16 protein-coding genes are annotated in these 16,751 nt (G+C 27.1%); 5 read left to right on the top strand and 11 right to left on the bottom strand.

Annotated features, from left to right (window positions below):
* Positions 1 to 93 precede the first annotated feature (93 nt).
* From I1959_RS03790 to I1959_RS03760, 7 genes are all read right to left on the bottom strand, one after another.
* Positions 94 to 2,061, bottom strand: coding sequence for an N-acetylmuramoyl-L-alanine amidase (locus tag I1959_RS03790; protein ID WP_195237163.1), 1,968 nt, complete (start codon positions 2,059 to 2,061; stop codon positions 94 to 96).
* Positions 2,062 to 2,575: 514 nt separating this feature from the next.
* Positions 2,576 to 4,918, bottom strand: coding sequence for a preprotein translocase subunit SecA (gene secA / locus I1959_RS03785; protein WP_195237162.1), 2,343 nt, complete (start codon positions 4,916 to 4,918; stop codon positions 2,576 to 2,578).
* A 332-nt stretch (positions 4,919 to 5,250) separates the two neighbouring features.
* A complete protein-coding gene (locus I1959_RS03780; protein ID WP_195237161.1) occupies positions 5,251 to 6,894 on the bottom strand; it encodes an EAL domain-containing protein in 1,644 nt (547 codons plus the stop codon).
* 699 nt (positions 6,895 to 7,593) lie between these two features.
* Positions 7,594 to 8,223 carry a DedA family protein gene (locus I1959_RS03775; protein ID WP_195237160.1) on the bottom strand — a complete coding sequence of 210 codons (630 nt, stop codon included), beginning with the start codon at positions 8,221 to 8,223 and terminating at the stop codon, positions 7,594 to 7,596.
* 64 nt (positions 8,224 to 8,287) lie between these two features.
* The gene (locus I1959_RS03770; protein ID WP_166505949.1) at positions 8,288 to 8,431 is read right to left on the bottom strand and encodes a hypothetical protein; all 144 of its coding nucleotides are present in this window, start codon (positions 8,429 to 8,431) and stop codon (positions 8,288 to 8,290) included.
* A 39-nt stretch (positions 8,432 to 8,470) separates the two neighbouring features.
* Complete coding sequence (locus I1959_RS03765) at positions 8,471 to 8,650, bottom strand: hypothetical protein (protein ID WP_166505950.1); 180 nt, start codon at positions 8,648 to 8,650, stop codon at positions 8,471 to 8,473.
* Positions 8,625 to 9,110 carry an acyltransferase family protein gene (locus tag I1959_RS03760; protein WP_092923916.1) on the bottom strand — a complete coding sequence of 162 codons (486 nt, stop codon included), beginning with the start codon at positions 9,108 to 9,110 and terminating at the stop codon, positions 8,625 to 8,627. Before I1959_RS03760 ends, I1959_RS03765 begins: the two co-directional genes overlap by 26 nt.
* A gap of 543 nt (positions 9,111 to 9,653) precedes the next feature.
* Here I1959_RS03760 and I1959_RS03755 point away from each other — a divergent pair.
* Complete coding sequence (locus tag I1959_RS03755; protein WP_092923913.1) at positions 9,654 to 9,851, top strand: hypothetical protein; 198 nt, start codon at positions 9,654 to 9,656, stop codon at positions 9,849 to 9,851.
* 308 nt (positions 9,852 to 10,159) lie between these two features.
* Here the strand turns inward: I1959_RS03755 and I1959_RS03750 are convergent, their stop codons facing one another.
* Both I1959_RS03750 and I1959_RS03745 read right to left on the bottom strand, forming a co-directional pair.
* A complete protein-coding gene (locus I1959_RS03750; protein ID WP_195237159.1) occupies positions 10,160 to 12,475 on the bottom strand; it encodes a cell wall-binding repeat-containing protein in 2,316 nt (771 codons plus the stop codon).
* 326 nt (positions 12,476 to 12,801) lie between these two features.
* Positions 12,802 to 13,080 carry a Mor transcription activator family protein gene (locus I1959_RS03745; protein WP_330383783.1) on the bottom strand — a complete coding sequence of 93 codons (279 nt, stop codon included), beginning with the start codon at positions 13,078 to 13,080 and terminating at the stop codon, positions 12,802 to 12,804.
* A gap of 182 nt (positions 13,081 to 13,262) precedes the next feature.
* Between I1959_RS03745 and I1959_RS03740 the strand changes: the two genes are divergently transcribed.
* Genes I1959_RS03740 through I1959_RS03730 form a run of 3 tightly spaced genes read left to right on the top strand, consistent with a single transcriptional unit; the run spans position 13,263 to position 13,928 of the window.
* A complete protein-coding gene (locus tag I1959_RS03740; RefSeq protein WP_092923904.1) occupies positions 13,263 to 13,487 on the top strand; it encodes a DUF1659 domain-containing protein in 225 nt (74 codons plus the stop codon).
* A 59-nt stretch (positions 13,488 to 13,546) separates the two neighbouring features.
* Complete coding sequence (locus I1959_RS03735; RefSeq protein WP_195237158.1) at positions 13,547 to 13,774, top strand: DUF2922 domain-containing protein; 228 nt, start codon at positions 13,547 to 13,549, stop codon at positions 13,772 to 13,774.
* Positions 13,775 to 13,778: 4 nt separating this feature from the next.
* The gene (locus I1959_RS03730; protein ID WP_092923898.1) at positions 13,779 to 13,928 is read left to right on the top strand and encodes a YvrJ family protein; all 150 of its coding nucleotides are present in this window, start codon (positions 13,779 to 13,781) and stop codon (positions 13,926 to 13,928) included.
* Positions 13,929 to 13,966: 38 nt separating this feature from the next.
* Here I1959_RS03730 and I1959_RS03725 read toward each other — a convergent pair whose 3' ends face one another.
* Together I1959_RS03725 and I1959_RS03720 are read right to left on the bottom strand one after the other, a co-directional pair.
* Positions 13,967 to 15,271, bottom strand: a complete 1,305-nt coding sequence (locus tag I1959_RS03725) for a replicative DNA helicase (RefSeq protein ID WP_195237157.1) — start codon at positions 15,269 to 15,271, stop codon at positions 13,967 to 13,969.
* 8 nt (positions 15,272 to 15,279) lie between these two features.
* The gene (locus I1959_RS03720; protein WP_207733525.1) at positions 15,280 to 16,071 is read right to left on the bottom strand and encodes a conserved phage C-terminal domain-containing protein; all 792 of its coding nucleotides are present in this window, start codon (positions 16,069 to 16,071) and stop codon (positions 15,280 to 15,282) included.
* Between the two features lie 181 nt (positions 16,072 to 16,252).
* Between I1959_RS03720 and I1959_RS03715 the strand changes: the two genes are divergently transcribed.
* The gene (locus I1959_RS03715; protein WP_092923892.1) at positions 16,253 to 16,609 is read left to right on the top strand and encodes a helix-turn-helix domain-containing protein; all 357 of its coding nucleotides are present in this window, start codon (positions 16,253 to 16,255) and stop codon (positions 16,607 to 16,609) included.
* Positions 16,610 to 16,751: the final 142 nt, after the last annotated feature.

Here is a 16,751-nt window from a genome sequence, read left to right as displayed (position 1 = left end):
GTAGTTAATCAATAAAATAAATGCTTATTAGTTCAAATTATTCTTGATATTTCAATACTTTTGCTTATTTTCTTAAATTTTTCGACTAAATTTTTACTTTAAAGTTTGTTCTATTCCTTTACCTATTTGAACACCTAAAGTCTTTCTTTTTTCTAATGTATTTAATTTAGATAAATCACTAGAGTTATCTAAGAATGCACTTTCAACTATTACAGCTGGTGCATCAGTTCTTCTTATTACAGAATAGTAATCTTGACCACTATCAGTTGTTCTAGTTTTTACTCCTCTGTTTTTAAAGTCAAACTTGCTTAGTATACTATTTAATATATTAGTAGCTAGTGTTTTACTAGTTCCACCATTTCTGTCTTTATATTTATAGTAAACTTCTGAACCACTTGCTTGTCCATTAAAAGAGTTAAAATGAACACTTACAAATAAATCTGCACCCATTGCATTTGATATGCTAGATCTTTCTGCTAGAGTTATATATTTATCAGTATCTCTTGTTAGAACTACATTAACATTTTTTGATCTTAAGTATTCTGTCGTTGATAATGATGTATCTAACGTATAATCTTTTTCTAAATTACTAGTTCCTGGGTCACTTCCACCGTGACCTGGGTCAACAACTACAGTTTTACCACCAGCATTATGAGGTGATAATCTATAAGCTATATCATCTATAACACTTTGTCTCATTCCATCACCTATTTGATAAACCATATCTGCATTTTTAGCATCTAGGTTTGCTTCATGGTATTTTGATAAATATGTTTGTGGAGTTATAAGTACTGGTGAACCTAATTTTACTCCAAGTGGTCCTGCCACTAATGCATCTGTAAGCTTATCAGATCTTGCTACTAACATAGCATTTAAATTTGCTTGTGGATAGAATTTTGATATAACTTTTGCGTTAGTTTCATTTCTATCTGCACCATATACTCTATTTTTATATACACTTTGTCCACTAGCTACATTAGTTATATCTGCCATTTGGTCTATAACCTTAGTATCTAAGGTCTCTGGTCCACCTATAAAATAAGCATTTTTTAATCCTTCATTTTTTAACCAGTTATAAGTAGCAGTTGGAACTTTGTATTTTTCTGTTAATATTACTGGTTGCTTATCTTGACCTGCTTTTGTTGCTATAGATACAGCATCTATATCTCCTCTAAATCCTTCTGCTAAATAGACTGTTTGAACATCATATTGATTATCCATAGCTTGTGCTATTTTTAAAGATGTATCGTGTCTATCTACTCCACCAATACGACTAACTCTAGCATTGTTTATTCCTGCTAATTGATTTTGTACTGATGTTGTTATAGTATTTGTTCCACCTACTATTATTATTTCACTTGGATTTAAACGCTTTATTTCATTTTTTATAACATCTGGTATATTATTTTGGCCAACTGTTAATATTGGTGCATTGTGTACTGCAGCAAGTGGTGTTGCAGTTATACCATCAGCTACTTTATCTCCATTTATTACAACTAACTTGTTGCTTCCATTTTTCCATCCTTCTTGACTTATCTTAGCCGCTGTTTCAAAATTATCGCTTCCTACAAGCTTTTTAACAGGTGATGAAGTTCTTTGTATATAGTTTGCCATGCTAGGTAAATCTGATACTATATATTCTTGAGTTATTTTGTAATCGTCTAAGTTTAATCCCATTTCTTTTAATTTAGACTTATCTAAAGTTTGTGCATTTTCATCACTATTTACTACTATATTTTCAATTTGCCAAACATTTAGATATTCTGGGTCTATATTGAAATTTATAGTTCCCTCATAAGATTTAGTTTGTGGATTGTAATTTAATGTTGTACTTAAAGTTTGGTCATAACATAAATAATTTAAAGTTATGCTATTTGCTTTTAAGTCTTCTTTAAAAGATATGCTTATTTTTGAAGTGTCTCCATATATAACACTTCTTTTTTCTAAGTTTATATTTATATCTGAACTGTTAACATTAGTTTCGTTAGCAAAAGCCATTGTTGGCACAGCTAACATAGTTGCCATTATTCCTGTTGACAACATCTTTCTTCTCTTCTTCATTAATATTCCTCCAAATTTACTTAATTAATATTCTCTCCAAATTTTGTAAAGCAAAAATTCTCCAAATTTTACTCAATATGTAACATTATATCACAACAACGTTGAAATTTACAATTTTTTACACACTTTTACTAACTTATCAAACTTTCAAATTTGTTCAATTTTTTTTCTAATTTATCGTATATTTATAAATTTTATAATTATATTTTTATATTAATAAAAGTAGGATAATTAATAAATTAATTTATTTTCTCAATTTATTTAAGTAATTTATTTAATCATATTTTGTTACATTTTTGTAATTAACTAACATAAATATTTACTTATTCACTCGACTTTTAAAATAAGTTATAGTATAATTGTCTTAGGAAGAAAGAAATTTCTAACATCTCTTTTTTCCGTATTTCTCACATAAAAGAGGTCATAGACTTAGTCTATGACCTCTTTACTTTTATAATATAAAAATAAAATTCCCCTAATATATAAAAAATTATATCTTAGGGGAATTAGCAAATTAGTTAAATTTATATAAATATTTTACAGTTTCAATTCTTATTGTTCTATTTAAATCTTCAAACATTTCATAACCTTGAATAGTGTATTCTTTAACTGGGTCTTTTTGACCAATAGCCGAAAGCCCTATAACTTGTCTTAACTGATCCATTGTATCTATGTGATCTATCCAGTTAGTATCCACTACTTCTAATAATACTTTTCTTTCTAATTCTTTAAGCTTATCTGGCCCTATCATTATTTTCTTTAGGTCATACACTCTCTTAGATAAATCATAAGTGTAATCAATTGTTTCTTCAACTGTCATTTTGTCCATACCAGGTATCATTAAAGATTCTTTTGGCATAAAACTAGCATTTAGACTATTTAAAAATCCATAGTAATCCTTTTGATGTCTTAAATATCTTTGTGCAGTTTCTTCTATTATATCTTTTACCATATTTTGTATCGATTCGCTTAAATCATCTTTATCTAGGACTTTGTTTCTTTCAGAATATATTACTTTTCTTTGCTCATTTATAACATCATCGTATTTTATTACGTTTTTTCTTATTTCAAAGTTTTTACCTTCTATTCCTCTTTGAGCTCTTTCTACTGCTTTAGATAAGCTCTTTCCTTCTAATGAGCCATCTTTATTTGGAGTAATTTTTTTAGCTATTTTTTCTATACTTCTTCCACCGTATAGTTTTATAACTTCATCTTCTAAACTAACAAAGAATCTTGAAGTACCTGGGTCTCCTTGACGACCAGAACGTCCTCTTAGCTGATTATCTATTCTTCTTGTTTCATGTCTTTCTGTACCTATTACATAAAGACCTCCAAGTTCTTTAACCTTAACTTCTTCTTCTTTATCTTCTGCTCCTAAAGATATATCTGTGCCACGACCTGCCATGTTTGTAGCTATTGTAACTGCATTTAATTTCCCTGCATTTTTAACTATCTCAGCTTCTTTTTCATGATTTTTAGCATTTAATACTTCATGCTTTATACCTTTTTTCTTAAGTAAAGAAGATAAATATTCTGATTTATCTATAGAAACAGTACCAACTAATACAGGTTGTCCAGTTTTATGTATTCTTTCTATTTCATTAACTACTGCATTATATTTGTCTTCTTCTGTCTTAAATACTAAATCATTTAAATCAGCTCTAAGAATTGGTTTGTTTGTAGGTATTGTAACAACATTCATATTGTATGTTGATTCAAACTCACCTTCTTCTGTTTTTGCAGTACCAGTCATACCCGAAAGTTTTTTATACATTCTAAAGAAGTTTTGGAATGTTACTGTTGCTAGTGTTTTTGATTCTCTTTTTATCTCAACACCTTCTTTAGCTTCTATAGCTTGGTGAAGTCCTTCTGAATATCTTCTTCCATCCATTATTCTTCCAGTAAACTCATCAACTATCATTATTTCATTATCTCTAACTACATAATCAACATCTTTATCCATTAACTTATGAGCTCTTAGTGCTTGGTTAATATGATGATATATTTCTATATTTTCTATGTTAGTTAAGTTTTCTATACCAAAGAATTTCTCAGCCTTAGTCATACCACTATCACTAAGTGATATAGTGTTATCTTTTTCTTCTATCTCATAATCTTCTTCTATTAAGGTCTTAACAAAAGCATTTGCTAATTCGTATAGCTTATTACTTTCATCTCCAGTACCAGATATTATAAGTGGTGTTCTAGCTTCATCTATAAGTATAGAATCCACCTCATCTATAATAGTAAAGTTTAATTCTCTTTGTACTTTTTCTTCATTATTAGTTACCATATTATCTCTTAGATAATCAAATCCATACTCATTGTTAGTACCATATGTTATATCACAATTATACTGTGCTTTTCTTTCAGATGGATCTTGGTTTGCAAGTATAACCCCTACACTCATACCTAAAAACTCATACACAGGTTGCATGATTTCTTTATCACGCTTAGCAAGATAATCATTTACAGTAATTACATGTACCCCTTTGCCTTCTAGAGCATTTAAATATACTGGTGCTACTGCAACTAATGTCTTACCTTCTCCTGTTCTCATCTCAGCTATTTTACCCTGGTGAAGAACTATACCACCTATTAGCTGAACTCTATATTGACGCATACCTAAAACTCTCTTTGATGCCTCGCGACATACTGCAAAAGCTTCTACTAATATATCATCTAATGTTTCGCCTAATTTTAACCTTTCCTTGAATTCTTTAGTTTTTCCCTTTAATTGTTCATCACTTAAGCCTATCATACTTTCTTCAAGGCTATCGATTTGATCTATAATTTTATTTAATGATTTTATTTCATTTTCATCAGCTTTACTGACTAATCTATCTAAAATTGACATATATTTTTACTGCCTCCCCTAATATTCAATAGAATTCGTCTAGTTACATACATTTTTATCACTAGTTTTTTTAATTTATAACCTTATTATACCATATATCCCAAAATTACTTAATATAAGTAAAAACTATTAATTACATACCTCATTTTATTTTTTAATAATTTTTATATTATATATTTTAGTTTTTATATAGACATATATGTTTAGGTGGTATATAATGTAAATACTTGAAAAATTTAAAACATCTCTTTTTTCAAGTATTTCTCACACTGAAAAGGAGCAGACAATGTCTGCTCCTTTTCGCTTTATATTGTTGTTTTATTAACTTTTTGTTATTTCCTTATTTTAATCAAATCTATATCCTCTTTTCTCTGAGGCTTTGCATAAAAATATCCTTGTATAAATATATTATCATAGTCTATGTTTTTTATAATGTCTACTTGTTCTTTATCTTCAACACCTTCTAATACTATACTTTTGTTATATTGCTTGCATATCTTACTTAAAAACATTATAACCTCATGATTAAATTCGTTATTTTTAATCTCATCTATAAAATATTTATCTATTTTTACCATGTCAAAATTAAATTTGGATAATATATCTAGATTTGAATATTTAATTCCAAAATCATCTGAAGCTATTTTTATATTTTTAGTTTGTAAAAACTCCATACCTTTTTTTATTTCTTTTAAATTCTCTGATTCTATATTTTCAACAACTTCAAATACAATCTTTTTACTCTCAAAACTCTCATCCATTTCAATTATAGAATTGACTGTTTGTAAGAATTTTTTGCTTTTTATCTCATTAAAAGATATGTTCATAGAAATATAGAACTTTTCATCCTTTAGATTTGTGTTTAATTTAAACCACTCATAATCTCTTAATATGGTTTTAAACACCCATATTGATAACTCCTCAGTCATATTACTATTTTCAATATCATTTATAAAAAAATGTGGTGGTACTATTTTGCCTTCAGGATTTATATATCTAATTAAAGCTTCAAATCCTACAATTTTATCATTTTTAGGATTAACTATTGGTTGATAATAAACTGTATATCTATCTTTTATTAAGTCATCTTTTATTTTTTTTCTTAGATTATTTTTCTTTTTAGCTGGTATTATATATTTTATTAATATAAATAATATAAATATTGAGGATATTATATATAATAAAACTTCTTTCTTTGCAATTTTATTGTGAAAGTATTTAAAATATATCTTTTCTAATTCCTCTTTCTCTTCTTTAGTATAATTGTCTATAGTGTTATCAATTTTATCTATAATCCATCTATTATCCTTTGATGCTGCTATATATACAGGACCTGATAAAAACTGCTGAATTTCGTTGTATCTATCAAGTTTATTTTCGTCTGATGGGGAAATTGTTGCCACTACAGATTTGTCATCTAACTTTTGTAATGCTTCTTTATAATCATTTACCCATATAGGTATAGGATTTATATTATATGATTGTAAACAATCTAATAACCATTGTGATCCATATTCTTCTTTTATAAAAGCAACCTTTTTTTTGTCTAGATATTTTATATCTTCAGGTTCAGAATCTTTATAAGTGTAAATTGATATTCTCTCTACTCCAATATAATTTTTAGAATAAATAAACTTATCTTTTCTTTCCTTTGTATACTGAAGGTCCATCATAATGTCTATTTTACCTGCTTCTAAATCTTTGATTAATGAAGATACCTTTCCTTTTACATATTCAACCTTTATCTTTTTATTACTAGTATTATTTTTATTAACATCATGAATAATCTTATCTAAAATATCTTTATAATACCCTTTAACTTCTCCATCTTTAATATAAAAATATGGTTCATAATCATATACCCCTAACTTTATGGTTATATCTTTTTCATTGGCATATAAAATACTGCAATTTAATGCAACTATTACAAGTAATATATTTACTATTAAGATTTTATAAAACTTATTTTTTATCACATTCAGTTCTCCCCTCTAAGTTTCAAATACTACTTTATAATTAAGTTCCTTGCATTTTTAAATTTAATACTATTTCCTATTTTAAATTTTTAGTTAAATAACATTTTATTAATCTCAATTCAAAATTATTTTATCATTCAAATATTTTTATTTAATTCAATTTAATTTTAAAATTATTTTATTTATATATTTATATATGCTTTTCTACAAAATTTCAACACTTTTTTGATATTATTTGTATTTTTTGTATTTTTTTGTATGTTTTAGTATTTTTCTTACCTTTGTGCTCGTTCTATTTTTTTTTACATTGTTTATCTAAAAAAGGATGGCTTTTACAAACCACCCTTTTACTACTATCTATTATATTTTTTATACATATTATTAATTTTATATTTTCTTTACTCTGAGGCTGAGCATAAAAATATCATTATCTAAATACATTATCATTATCTATATTCTTTAAAATATCTACTTACTCTTTATTTTAAACACCTTCTGCTATTACTTTAATATTATTTACCATACAAAATATAAAAACAAATATAATATGCAAGTAAAAGGATATGACTATTATTGCCATATACATAATTACTTGTATTTTATTTAAAAATTTTTGATTTTTCCTAATAATTTTAACGCCTACTTTACTAATTATTATATATTAAAGTATTTTACAGTGTTTTTCATTATTTTAGTATATTATACTTCTTGATTTATATATTTATCACTATCTTTTTCTTTTCTATTTTTTAATGTTATCCAATAAAATCCTATTACTAAAATACCTATTATTCCTACTACTAGAGAGTACTTATTCATTATATTAACAATTAAATCCATATTATCTCCTATAAAATAGCCAACTAATATAAGAACTATATTCCATACAGATATTCCAATTGCAGAATACAATGTAAACTGCAATACATTCATTCTAGTAACACCTGCTACTATAGATATAAAAGTTCTAGCTAATGGAACTAATCTTGATAACATAACAGATATTTTTTCATATTTTGCTAACCATCTATACGATGCTTTTATAGATTTTTTAGTTTTTGGATATTTATTTTTTATAAATGATAATAGTGGTTGCCCTAATTTGTATCCTAAATAATAATTTAATACTGATCCAAATACTCCACCGATTATTGATACTAGTATAACTAAAAATATATTCATATCAAATTTAAATGCTAGTATTCCTACAAATGGTAATACTATCTCACTAGGTAAAGGAGCATTTGCGTATTCAAGGGCTACTATTATAAAAATACTTATGAGTCCATAATTTATTATAAACTCTTCTATCAATAACTTTAATTCCATTAATTTTATTTCCCCTTATATTATTTATCATGAAAATTATATACTAGAATAATAATATAATAATTCATGTTACTACCCATAACAAAACATCTATTTTTAAACTAGTATCACTTAATACCACATCTGTTGGTTTTCCTTCATCACTGATATTAATAATATAATTGTGTCTAAAAATACCATATATTACAAATACAGTTGTAAATATCATATTAGGATTATCTATATTATTCGCAGAATAAAGCGCATATCAAACTATTGTACAACTTTGAACTACCATAATCATTTGATTTATTATTTCTTCATTATAATCTTTAAGTATCTTTCTATGATCACTTGCACTACTTTTTAAAGTATTTATCTCTTTCTTTTTCCAAGACCTAAATATCTCTCTGTTGTTAAATTTATAGTCTAGGTAACATTTGTACACCTAAGTTAAATATTTTTATAAAACCTTGCCCATTACTTAATATCACTGTAGTCAAAACTATAATTAAAAATAAATTTACACTTTTTATATTTTCACTTTTAATATTCTTACAAAAATGTGCTAATAATATTATTATTGCAAAACCAAAATGTATAGTCATTATATTAGCATTTATTAAATTAAATCCAACAATTCCATGCATAAAAATATTAAATAGTATTATAAATATAAAATATGGTATTAATATTCTAGGTATCCTTGAAATAATATATTTACCATATGATTTTTTATTACTTAATGAATAACTTGCTCCAGTTATAAAAAATACAACTGCCATCTCAAAAAGAAAGAAGGATTTAATTTTAGTTCCAAAATTCGGAAACCAATATAATGTATGTATAAATCCAATGATATACATCATAATTAAACCCCTATATATATCTAATTTTTCATCCCTCATAATTATCCTATATTCTTAACCTCCTATAATTTTTCCTGTACCTTAATTTACGTTGCCTTATTGAATAGCTTAGAATATATTTAAATTCCAACCTTAATTTATATAAGTATCTGTATAAGCAAATAAAAAGGATATAACTATTATTGTTATATCCATAATTAATTACAATTTTTTTGAAATTTTTGATTTTCTCAAATCATATTAACATCTACTCTAGTAATTATTAGATACTAAAATCATTTCAACATAATTTTCCATGTTTTTCACTATTTTTTACTTTTGCCTTTTTGCTTTATTTAAAGTTTTTATGTCTAATCTTTTAAATATTTATTTCAGCACAAACTATAAATGCTATATATATCAATAGATTGTTTTTTAATGTATCTATATATCATTTACTAGGAATGAGTGATTGTTTTTACCAAACATTTGTTTTAATTTTTTTACCATTTGTTTCCATATTGTGATACAATTATTTATAGATAGGAATTTCTATTTGAGATTTTAATTTATTTTATATAGTTTTATAACAGGGGGATTATTATGTTTTTTAATGATATTTTTATGGACAAAGATGTTGAAGGGTCGTACTCTAATAGCTATGATAAGATGATAAATTTAGCTAGTAGGGTTTTTGTTGATGATAATGTGGATGCTGATAGGAAAAAGGAGCTTTATTTGTTGCTTTGTTGTGCTTATGGGCAGTTGGATGATTTTGATAATAAAAAGAGCTCTATTTAGTTATTGTACTAAGACACAAAATTGAACTTTATACTGGAATGAATTTTCATTCCAGTATTTTTACTTTATGCAATCTTTAATTCTTATTCAATTCTATAATTTTTAATACATTTCTTGTTTCATTATTTCAAAGAAGTTTTCCATCATCTAAATGTGCTTGTAACTACATGAAATATTACGATAATAGCTGCTATGGCTATTATACTAGTTTTATACTTAAATAAGTTAACTATAAGCAACTTTAAAAAGAGTATAGACTTTCGTCTATACTCTTTTAGGAAGATTGATGAAATTATATTAAACAAATACTATTTTGTGAATAAGTTATTTATAGTTGACCAAACTTGAGCAGCTATACCTTCACCTATTTGAGTCTTATTTGTTATAGTTGGGTTTTTAGCTTTTATTACTGATTGTTGCTCAGCATTTACAGCATTAGTAGCTAATACTACTGGAGAATTAGTTTGACCAGCTAATACACCTGCAGATAAAGCATCAACTAATCCTTGGTTATCTGATTTAGCAACATATAAGTTTTTCATATTATCAGCTGTAGCAAATTCTTTTATAACTGCAGCATTAGTTCCTTGTCTATCAGCACCTGATAATCTTTCTGTAGCATTAGTCATACCAGCATCTTTTAATTGAGTTTTTATAGATTCTGGAGCTCTATCAGCACCACCTATTATATATGATTTAGCAGCCTTATTTCCTGATATATAATTTATTTGATCTGTACTTAATCCAGTTTTATCATTAGCTAATAATATTGGATTAGTAGCCCCTCTTCTAGCAGCGATCGGTGCTATACTCATAGCATCTGGTTCTGCATATCCACCAGCAACATATATGTCTCCATTTAATGTTGGTTCCATAACTTTAGCTATTGCTAAAGATGTTTGGTATCTATCGTCACCTTGTATTCTAGTTACAGTATATCCTTTAGCTTTTAATTGAGTTTCAACAGATTTAGATATAGTGTTTTCTCCACCTATAACATATACGTTTTTAGCTCCATTAGCTGGTAATACTCTTGCTATTTCTGCCATAGTCTTATCATTAACTTTATCTTTTCCTGTTAATAATATTGGAGCGTTTTTACTTGCAGCAAATGGAGTAGCTGTTAATCCATCAGCTAAGGCAGTTCCTGAAACTAAAACAACATTTTGTGCTGAGTTATTAGCTGTAAATGCAGCTTTACTTACTTGTACCGCTGTATCATATCTATCAGCACCAGCTAATGTTTTTATTGGAGCATTGTTAGTTAATGCTTGTTTTAATGCAGTTAAATCATTGTTGCTTCCTGATATAACTGTTTTAGCAAATGCACCATCAGCTGCATTTGTAGCTACACTATTTTTCATTGCTTCAGTTTTGTCTACTGGGAATGTTATAGTTAATGTGCCGTTTGTAACATCACCTATAGTAGCTAAGTTTCCTGAAGTTATTGGAGCTGTTGCATTGTAGTCTTTTATAAATTTATATAATTGATTTCCTGCATCTGTAAATCTACCTATTGAAGAATCATATAAGTCTTGTGCTTTATAATTAGTAGTTGCAACTGCTTTATAATCAACACCATAGTTTCTATTAGCTTCAAAATCACTTGGTTGTCCATTTTGAGCTGTTTGTAAATTTTCTCTCGCAACTTCAAATCCAGTTACTACTGTATCGTCATTAGTAGCAGCTTGTTCATTAGTTGTTACACCAGCTATTACTTGTCCATCTTTATCTAAGTAGCTTCCTGATTTATCTTGAGAATATATAGGAGCTTGTAAGTTAAGTATAGTATCTCCTGTTTTTATAACTAATGGAGTTTTGTTATTTTTTAATGTTAATGATACAGTATTATCATCTACTTTTGTTACATCTTCTATACCTGTATTACTTTGAGCTTTAGCTACTGCAGCTTGAGCATCTGTTACTGCTTTATCTGCTGCTGTTTTTGCTTCTTGCGCTGCTGTTAATTCAGTTGCTGCAGCTGCTGCAGCTTGCTTTTGTTCAGTTGTAGCTGAACCTCCTGCACTTGTTACTGCTTTATCTGCTGCATCTTTTTTACTTTGTGCAGCTGTTACTGCATCTGCTGCTGTTTTTGCATTTTGTTGTGCAGTTTCTAGTGCTTTTTGTGCAGCTTCTTTATCTAATGGTGTATTTAATAGAGCTTGTACCTCTTCTTGAGTGTATTTTCCTTCTTTCCAGTTAACTATTTGTCCATTAACTGTGTTATGTCCATTATCTATTACTTCTATATTTAAAAATCTATTATCTGTATTATTTAGTTGTGCTAAAGCAACATCTAATTGATCCATATCTGTTAAGTTAGATATGTTATTTTTAGCGTTCTCACATTTTACTTGTATAGTATAAACACATTGTCCTGCTACAGCTTTTGTTAAATTTTGTTTTTCTGAATTTTGATATGTTACATCCTTTAACATATTTGCTTCGTTAGTATACTTAGTGTTTAAAAATCCTTGTATTTCCCCTTTTAATTGATTAACTGCGTTAGCATCAGTAGAAGCTATTACTTGATTATCTAAAGTATCAGCAAAAGCTAAGGCTGGCGCTACTGAAGTTGCCGCACTAACTGCAGCTATTGTTATAGCCATATTTCTTTTTTTCATAATATTTCCCTCCGATTTATGTTATTTTAACATCTCTCAGGTCTTTGTATCTCTCACAAGATTAATCATAGTCCAGGAAAATATTTATTTCAATGATTTTAGCCAATATTTCAAATTTGCGAAGCCCCCTTTTTTCGACATTTTCTAACATTCAAATCCATTTTTTTACATTTTAATTTCTCTATATACTGCCATTACATAGCTAAAGCTATCCCCTTTTTTCGACACCTTTCCCCTTTTTATTTGAAATCACTACATTTTTGAACAAAAGATTCAATTTCTAACTTTATCATTTCAAACATTATTCACAAATATTTTTCTAATTCTTAACCACATTTAACTATTCTTCTTATATGATTAACGCTCATTTTATATTCCCTAGCTAATATAGATGCATTAACTCCATTAAATCTTTTAATAATTTCTTCATTCCTTTTATCCCTTATAGCGCTACTATAAGTTGGAACATATAAACTGTTCCCTCCATATAGTTTGCATATCTCTAAATATACTTCTTCACCAACTAACTCATATAAAGCCTCTAAGTCTTCTCTTATCATACTTTCCTCCTGTTTTTTATTATTTTCCTTACTTTTTCCTTCTATTTATATAGTAGTGTCATTAAATACCTCTTTCCACAAAAGTATTTGAGAAACATATATCCATTACATAAGTTGTCAACCTACATTATAACTACATATAATTTTTCTCACCTATTATATAAGTATAAGCAAGGCAACTTGCTAAAATAACTTAGCTAATTGCTAAGAATATAAGGAGGATTATTATGGCAGTAGTAGTAACTAAAAACCCATCAGGACTTAAATTAAGATATGATTGTGGAAAGGATGATGAGACTGGAAAAAGCATAGTTAAAAGTAAAACTTATGCTAATATATCACCAGATGCACTAGACCAAGATGTATATGATGTTGCAGCAGCAATTTCATCACTTCAATCTAATACTCTTTTAAGTGTATCTAAAATAGACACTAATACCTTATCAGAATAAAATTACTTATTTTATATGTTATTTAAAAAATTTAATTATTAAAATTAGGGGGATATATTATGGAAATAAAAAAGAAACTTGTAATGACTTTTAAAACTTCAAATGGAAAAAATATTTCTTTATCAGTAGATGATCCTAGAGAAAATCTAACTGAATCTGAGATAAAGTCTGCTATGACTTTAGTTTTATCAAAAGGTGTATTTATTGTAAATGGAGAGGAATTAGCTGCTTTAGTAGATGCTAAGGCAGTTCAAACTGATACTACTGAATACGACTTAGTTGTATAATTAGTTGGAAGAAAACTTGCAAAATCTGATTGCTAATGTTGGCTTTCCTATTGCTCTTTCTATGTATTTATTAGTTAGAATAGAAGGAAAGCTAACTAAACTAACAGATAGTATTAGTGAACTCTCTAAAAATATAGGGGCTGTCTCTAAATAGAGGCTAGCTCCTTTTTATTTTTCCTCTACTAAGTAACATTAATAATTAATAGACTGAAAATGAAGTCTTCTTCCATTATAGCAATAATGCCTATATCCTGTTTCACCATCTCTACACTTTGCAACTATTAAATCAACTAGCTTTATTCCATTTTTCCTAGAATTTATAACCTTATCCCTACTTGTACCTATAGTCTTTATAGCATCCTCAAAATCAGAATTAACAGGCTCATGAATATATACTACATTGTTGCTATCGTGAAATATAGCCTTACTATCTCTCATAGGTCGCTCTCCCCAAGGTCTAAAGTCCTTCATCTCATCATTTAATTGACTAAGCTGAATAACAGGTATATTAAAATCTAAAGTTATATTTTTAAGTTCCCTAGACAAACTAGCCACTTCTCTTTCTCTATTTTGCATAGTAGATTCAACATTCATAAGCTGAACATAATCTATAATAACTAAATCTGGCTCTAACTCCCTTATCCTTCTTTTTAATGCACTAATAGTGCTTATCTTATCATTTATATACATTAAGTTTTGACTAGAGTACTCCTTAAAAGTATCTATAACCAATTTCCACTCATCTTCTTCTAATTGCTTATTCTTCATTTTCTTGGTGCTAATTCCAGTCTTTTTTGTAATATTTCTCATAAAAACTTGCTCATTACTCATTTCCCTACTAATAAATAATACCTTTTTCTTTTGAAAAACACAGTTTAACATAATCTGAAGAGCTAGAGCAGTCTTTCCAACACCACTTCTTGCAGCAATAGTTGTAAGCTCTCCTTTAAAAAGTCCACCTATAATATTGTCCAAATATTCAACACCAAACTTTATTCCCATATCCCCATCATTTTCTAAATAATAAAGTAAGTTTTCACAAATATCTTTGACACTATCATTATAATTTTTCGTATTTTTATTTAAAATTTCCCTCATTCTTTTCTCAAAATTATATACAACCAAATCCATATCTTCATCATCACCTAGGTCTTGAAAAAGATTAGTACAATTTTTGATAATCTCTCTTCTTAAATACTTGTCCTTTAAAATTCTAATATGACTATCTATAGAATAATTTTCTCCAATAGCTACCATATCAGTTAAATAGCTTATCTCTATATTAATATCTCTGTCCTTAAGCTTTGTATATACACTTTGAATATCAATAGCCATATTATTTTTATACAAAACTTTCATAACATTTAAAATATACTTATGAATATTTATAGTGAATAAATCCTCATATAATTCCTCTAGCTTAAAATTTAATGTATTATCACTTATTAAGCTCCCAATAATACTTTGCTCTATATTAATAGCATCAAACTTCTTCATAGTTCCCCCTAATAATCAAATTCAATTTCCCATTCTTCATCAGACTCTTCTTTTGAATAATTTAAAATTTCTTCATTCAAATACCCTTCAAACTTATTGCTAAATAAAGTTTCAGGTCTTAAATATTTTTGCATATCACTATACATCCATTGTTTTGACTTAATATCTATAACTTTCTTAAAATCTTCTAACTCAAATCCTTCATTTACCCTTGCCTTAATAAGGCTTTTTGTTTTATTGGTGGTTGGTTTAAAATTCTTTTTACAGGTTTTATTAAAATAAGCAATTACATCAATACATATATTATTTATTTTTTTATTTATATTATCTTTTTCTAAGTTACCTTCTTTAGTTGCACATTTATTATCATTATTAGTATCAATATCTAAATAATCTTTAAAATCCTTATCCCCTAAATCCTTAAAATCACTAATATATAATATTTCACTTAAATTTGTATCATTATCATTTTTAGTTATTATTTTTGTATCAATTTTAGTATCATACCTAGAGTCAGTTATATATTTATATATAGAACATTTATTAGTTTTATTGCCTTTAACTACCCTACTAATAATACCTAACTCTACAAAGCTTTTAATTAATCTTTGCACCTTACCCTTAGAAAAACCAAGCTCACTAACTGCCCCACTTATAGTAAATGTAAAATACCCAGCTTCAAGTTTTTTGTAAATATTATTAGCATTAACCCTCCTCATAAGATAATGATTAAATATAATCTTATCTACATCCTTAATTGGATTAAACCTAAGGACTCTAATATTTAACTTACTATACATAAAATCCCCCTTTAAGTTTTGTATTCGTTAATTAGTTTTATTTTTGTTATCTTTAATTAAATTGTAGTTCTATTTACGTTAACTTTCAATACATTTTTAATATTTTTTTCTAATATTTGTTTTTTAGTTTACACCAACGAAACTTTATACTATACTTTAAGTATGGTGAGGTGGATTTAAAATGACTTTTGGACAAAGATTTAAAGAACTTAGGATTCAAAAAGGTCTAAAACAACAAGAGTTAGTAGATGATTTTAATAAGATATATGGTTATACATTCACAAAGTCAGCAATATCTCAATATGAAAACGACAAGAGAAAGCCAGAAACAGAAGCACTTAGAGATTTCGCCCTGTACTTTAATGTATCTTTAGATTACTTACTATGTATAAATGAAGACAGAGATATTAATATAGATATAAAAGACCAATTTTTAGATTTTGTTGAAGGATTCTTTAAAGATAAAGATATTAGTAGAGATGAAAAGGACAAGCTATTTAAAGAGCTATCTACACTTTATTTTGATTCATTAAAATAGGCTACGCAAAGCGTGGCTAATTTTTCAGCTTAGTGCGAAACATATATTCTGTATATTTACGAACCTTTGCACTATATATACTATTTATTTGAATTTTTGTTATTTTAGTTATTTGATGTCATTTTAAACAATTTTAATTATA

Source organism: Romboutsia sp. 1001285H_161024_C4 (assembly GCF_015550185.1).
Classification (GTDB): domain Bacteria; phylum Bacillota; class Clostridia; order Peptostreptococcales; family Peptostreptococcaceae; genus Romboutsia_C; species Romboutsia_C hominis.
This window is presented reverse-complemented; position numbering and strand designations above follow the sequence as displayed.

What these genes read in the sequence shown, in the direction of transcription:
- I1959_RS03775 (WP_195237160.1), bottom strand. Translation starts at nt 8,223, where the DNA reads ATGGAATTAAAGTTATTGATAGAAGAGTTTATAATAAATTATGGACTC.
- I1959_RS03790 (WP_195237163.1), bottom strand. Translation starts at nt 2,061, where the DNA reads ATGAAGAAGAGAAGAAAGATGTTGTCAACAGGAATAATGGCAACTATG.
- I1959_RS03755 (WP_092923913.1), top strand. Translation starts at nt 9,654, where the DNA reads ATGTTTTTTAATGATATTTTTATGGACAAAGATGTTGAAGGGTCGTAC.
- secA (WP_195237162.1), bottom strand. Translation starts at nt 4,918, where the DNA reads ATGTCAATTTTAGATAGATTAGTCAGTAAAGCTGATGAAAATGAAATA.
- I1959_RS03750 (WP_195237159.1), bottom strand. Translation starts at nt 12,475, where the DNA reads ATGAAAAAAAGAAATATGGCTATAACAATAGCTGCAGTTAGTGCGGCA.
- I1959_RS03760 (WP_092923916.1), bottom strand. Translation starts at nt 9,110, where the DNA reads ATGAGGGATGAAAAATTAGATATATATAGGGGTTTAATTATGATGTAT.
- I1959_RS03735 (WP_195237158.1), top strand. Translation starts at nt 13,547, where the DNA reads ATGGAAATAAAAAAGAAACTTGTAATGACTTTTAAAACTTCAAATGGA.
- I1959_RS03720 (WP_207733525.1), bottom strand. Translation starts at nt 16,071, where the DNA reads ATGTATAGTAAGTTAAATATTAGAGTCCTTAGGTTTAATCCAATTAAG.
- I1959_RS03725 (WP_195237157.1), bottom strand. Translation starts at nt 15,271, where the DNA reads ATGAAGAAGTTTGATGCTATTAATATAGAGCAAAGTATTATTGGGAGC.
- I1959_RS03740 (WP_092923904.1), top strand. Translation starts at nt 13,263, where the DNA reads ATGGCAGTAGTAGTAACTAAAAACCCATCAGGACTTAAATTAAGATAT.
- I1959_RS03770 (WP_166505949.1), bottom strand. Translation starts at nt 8,431, where the DNA reads ATGATATTTACAACTGTATTTGTAATATATGGTATTTTTAGACACAAT.
- I1959_RS03715 (WP_092923892.1), top strand. Translation starts at nt 16,253, where the DNA reads ATGACTTTTGGACAAAGATTTAAAGAACTTAGGATTCAAAAAGGTCTA.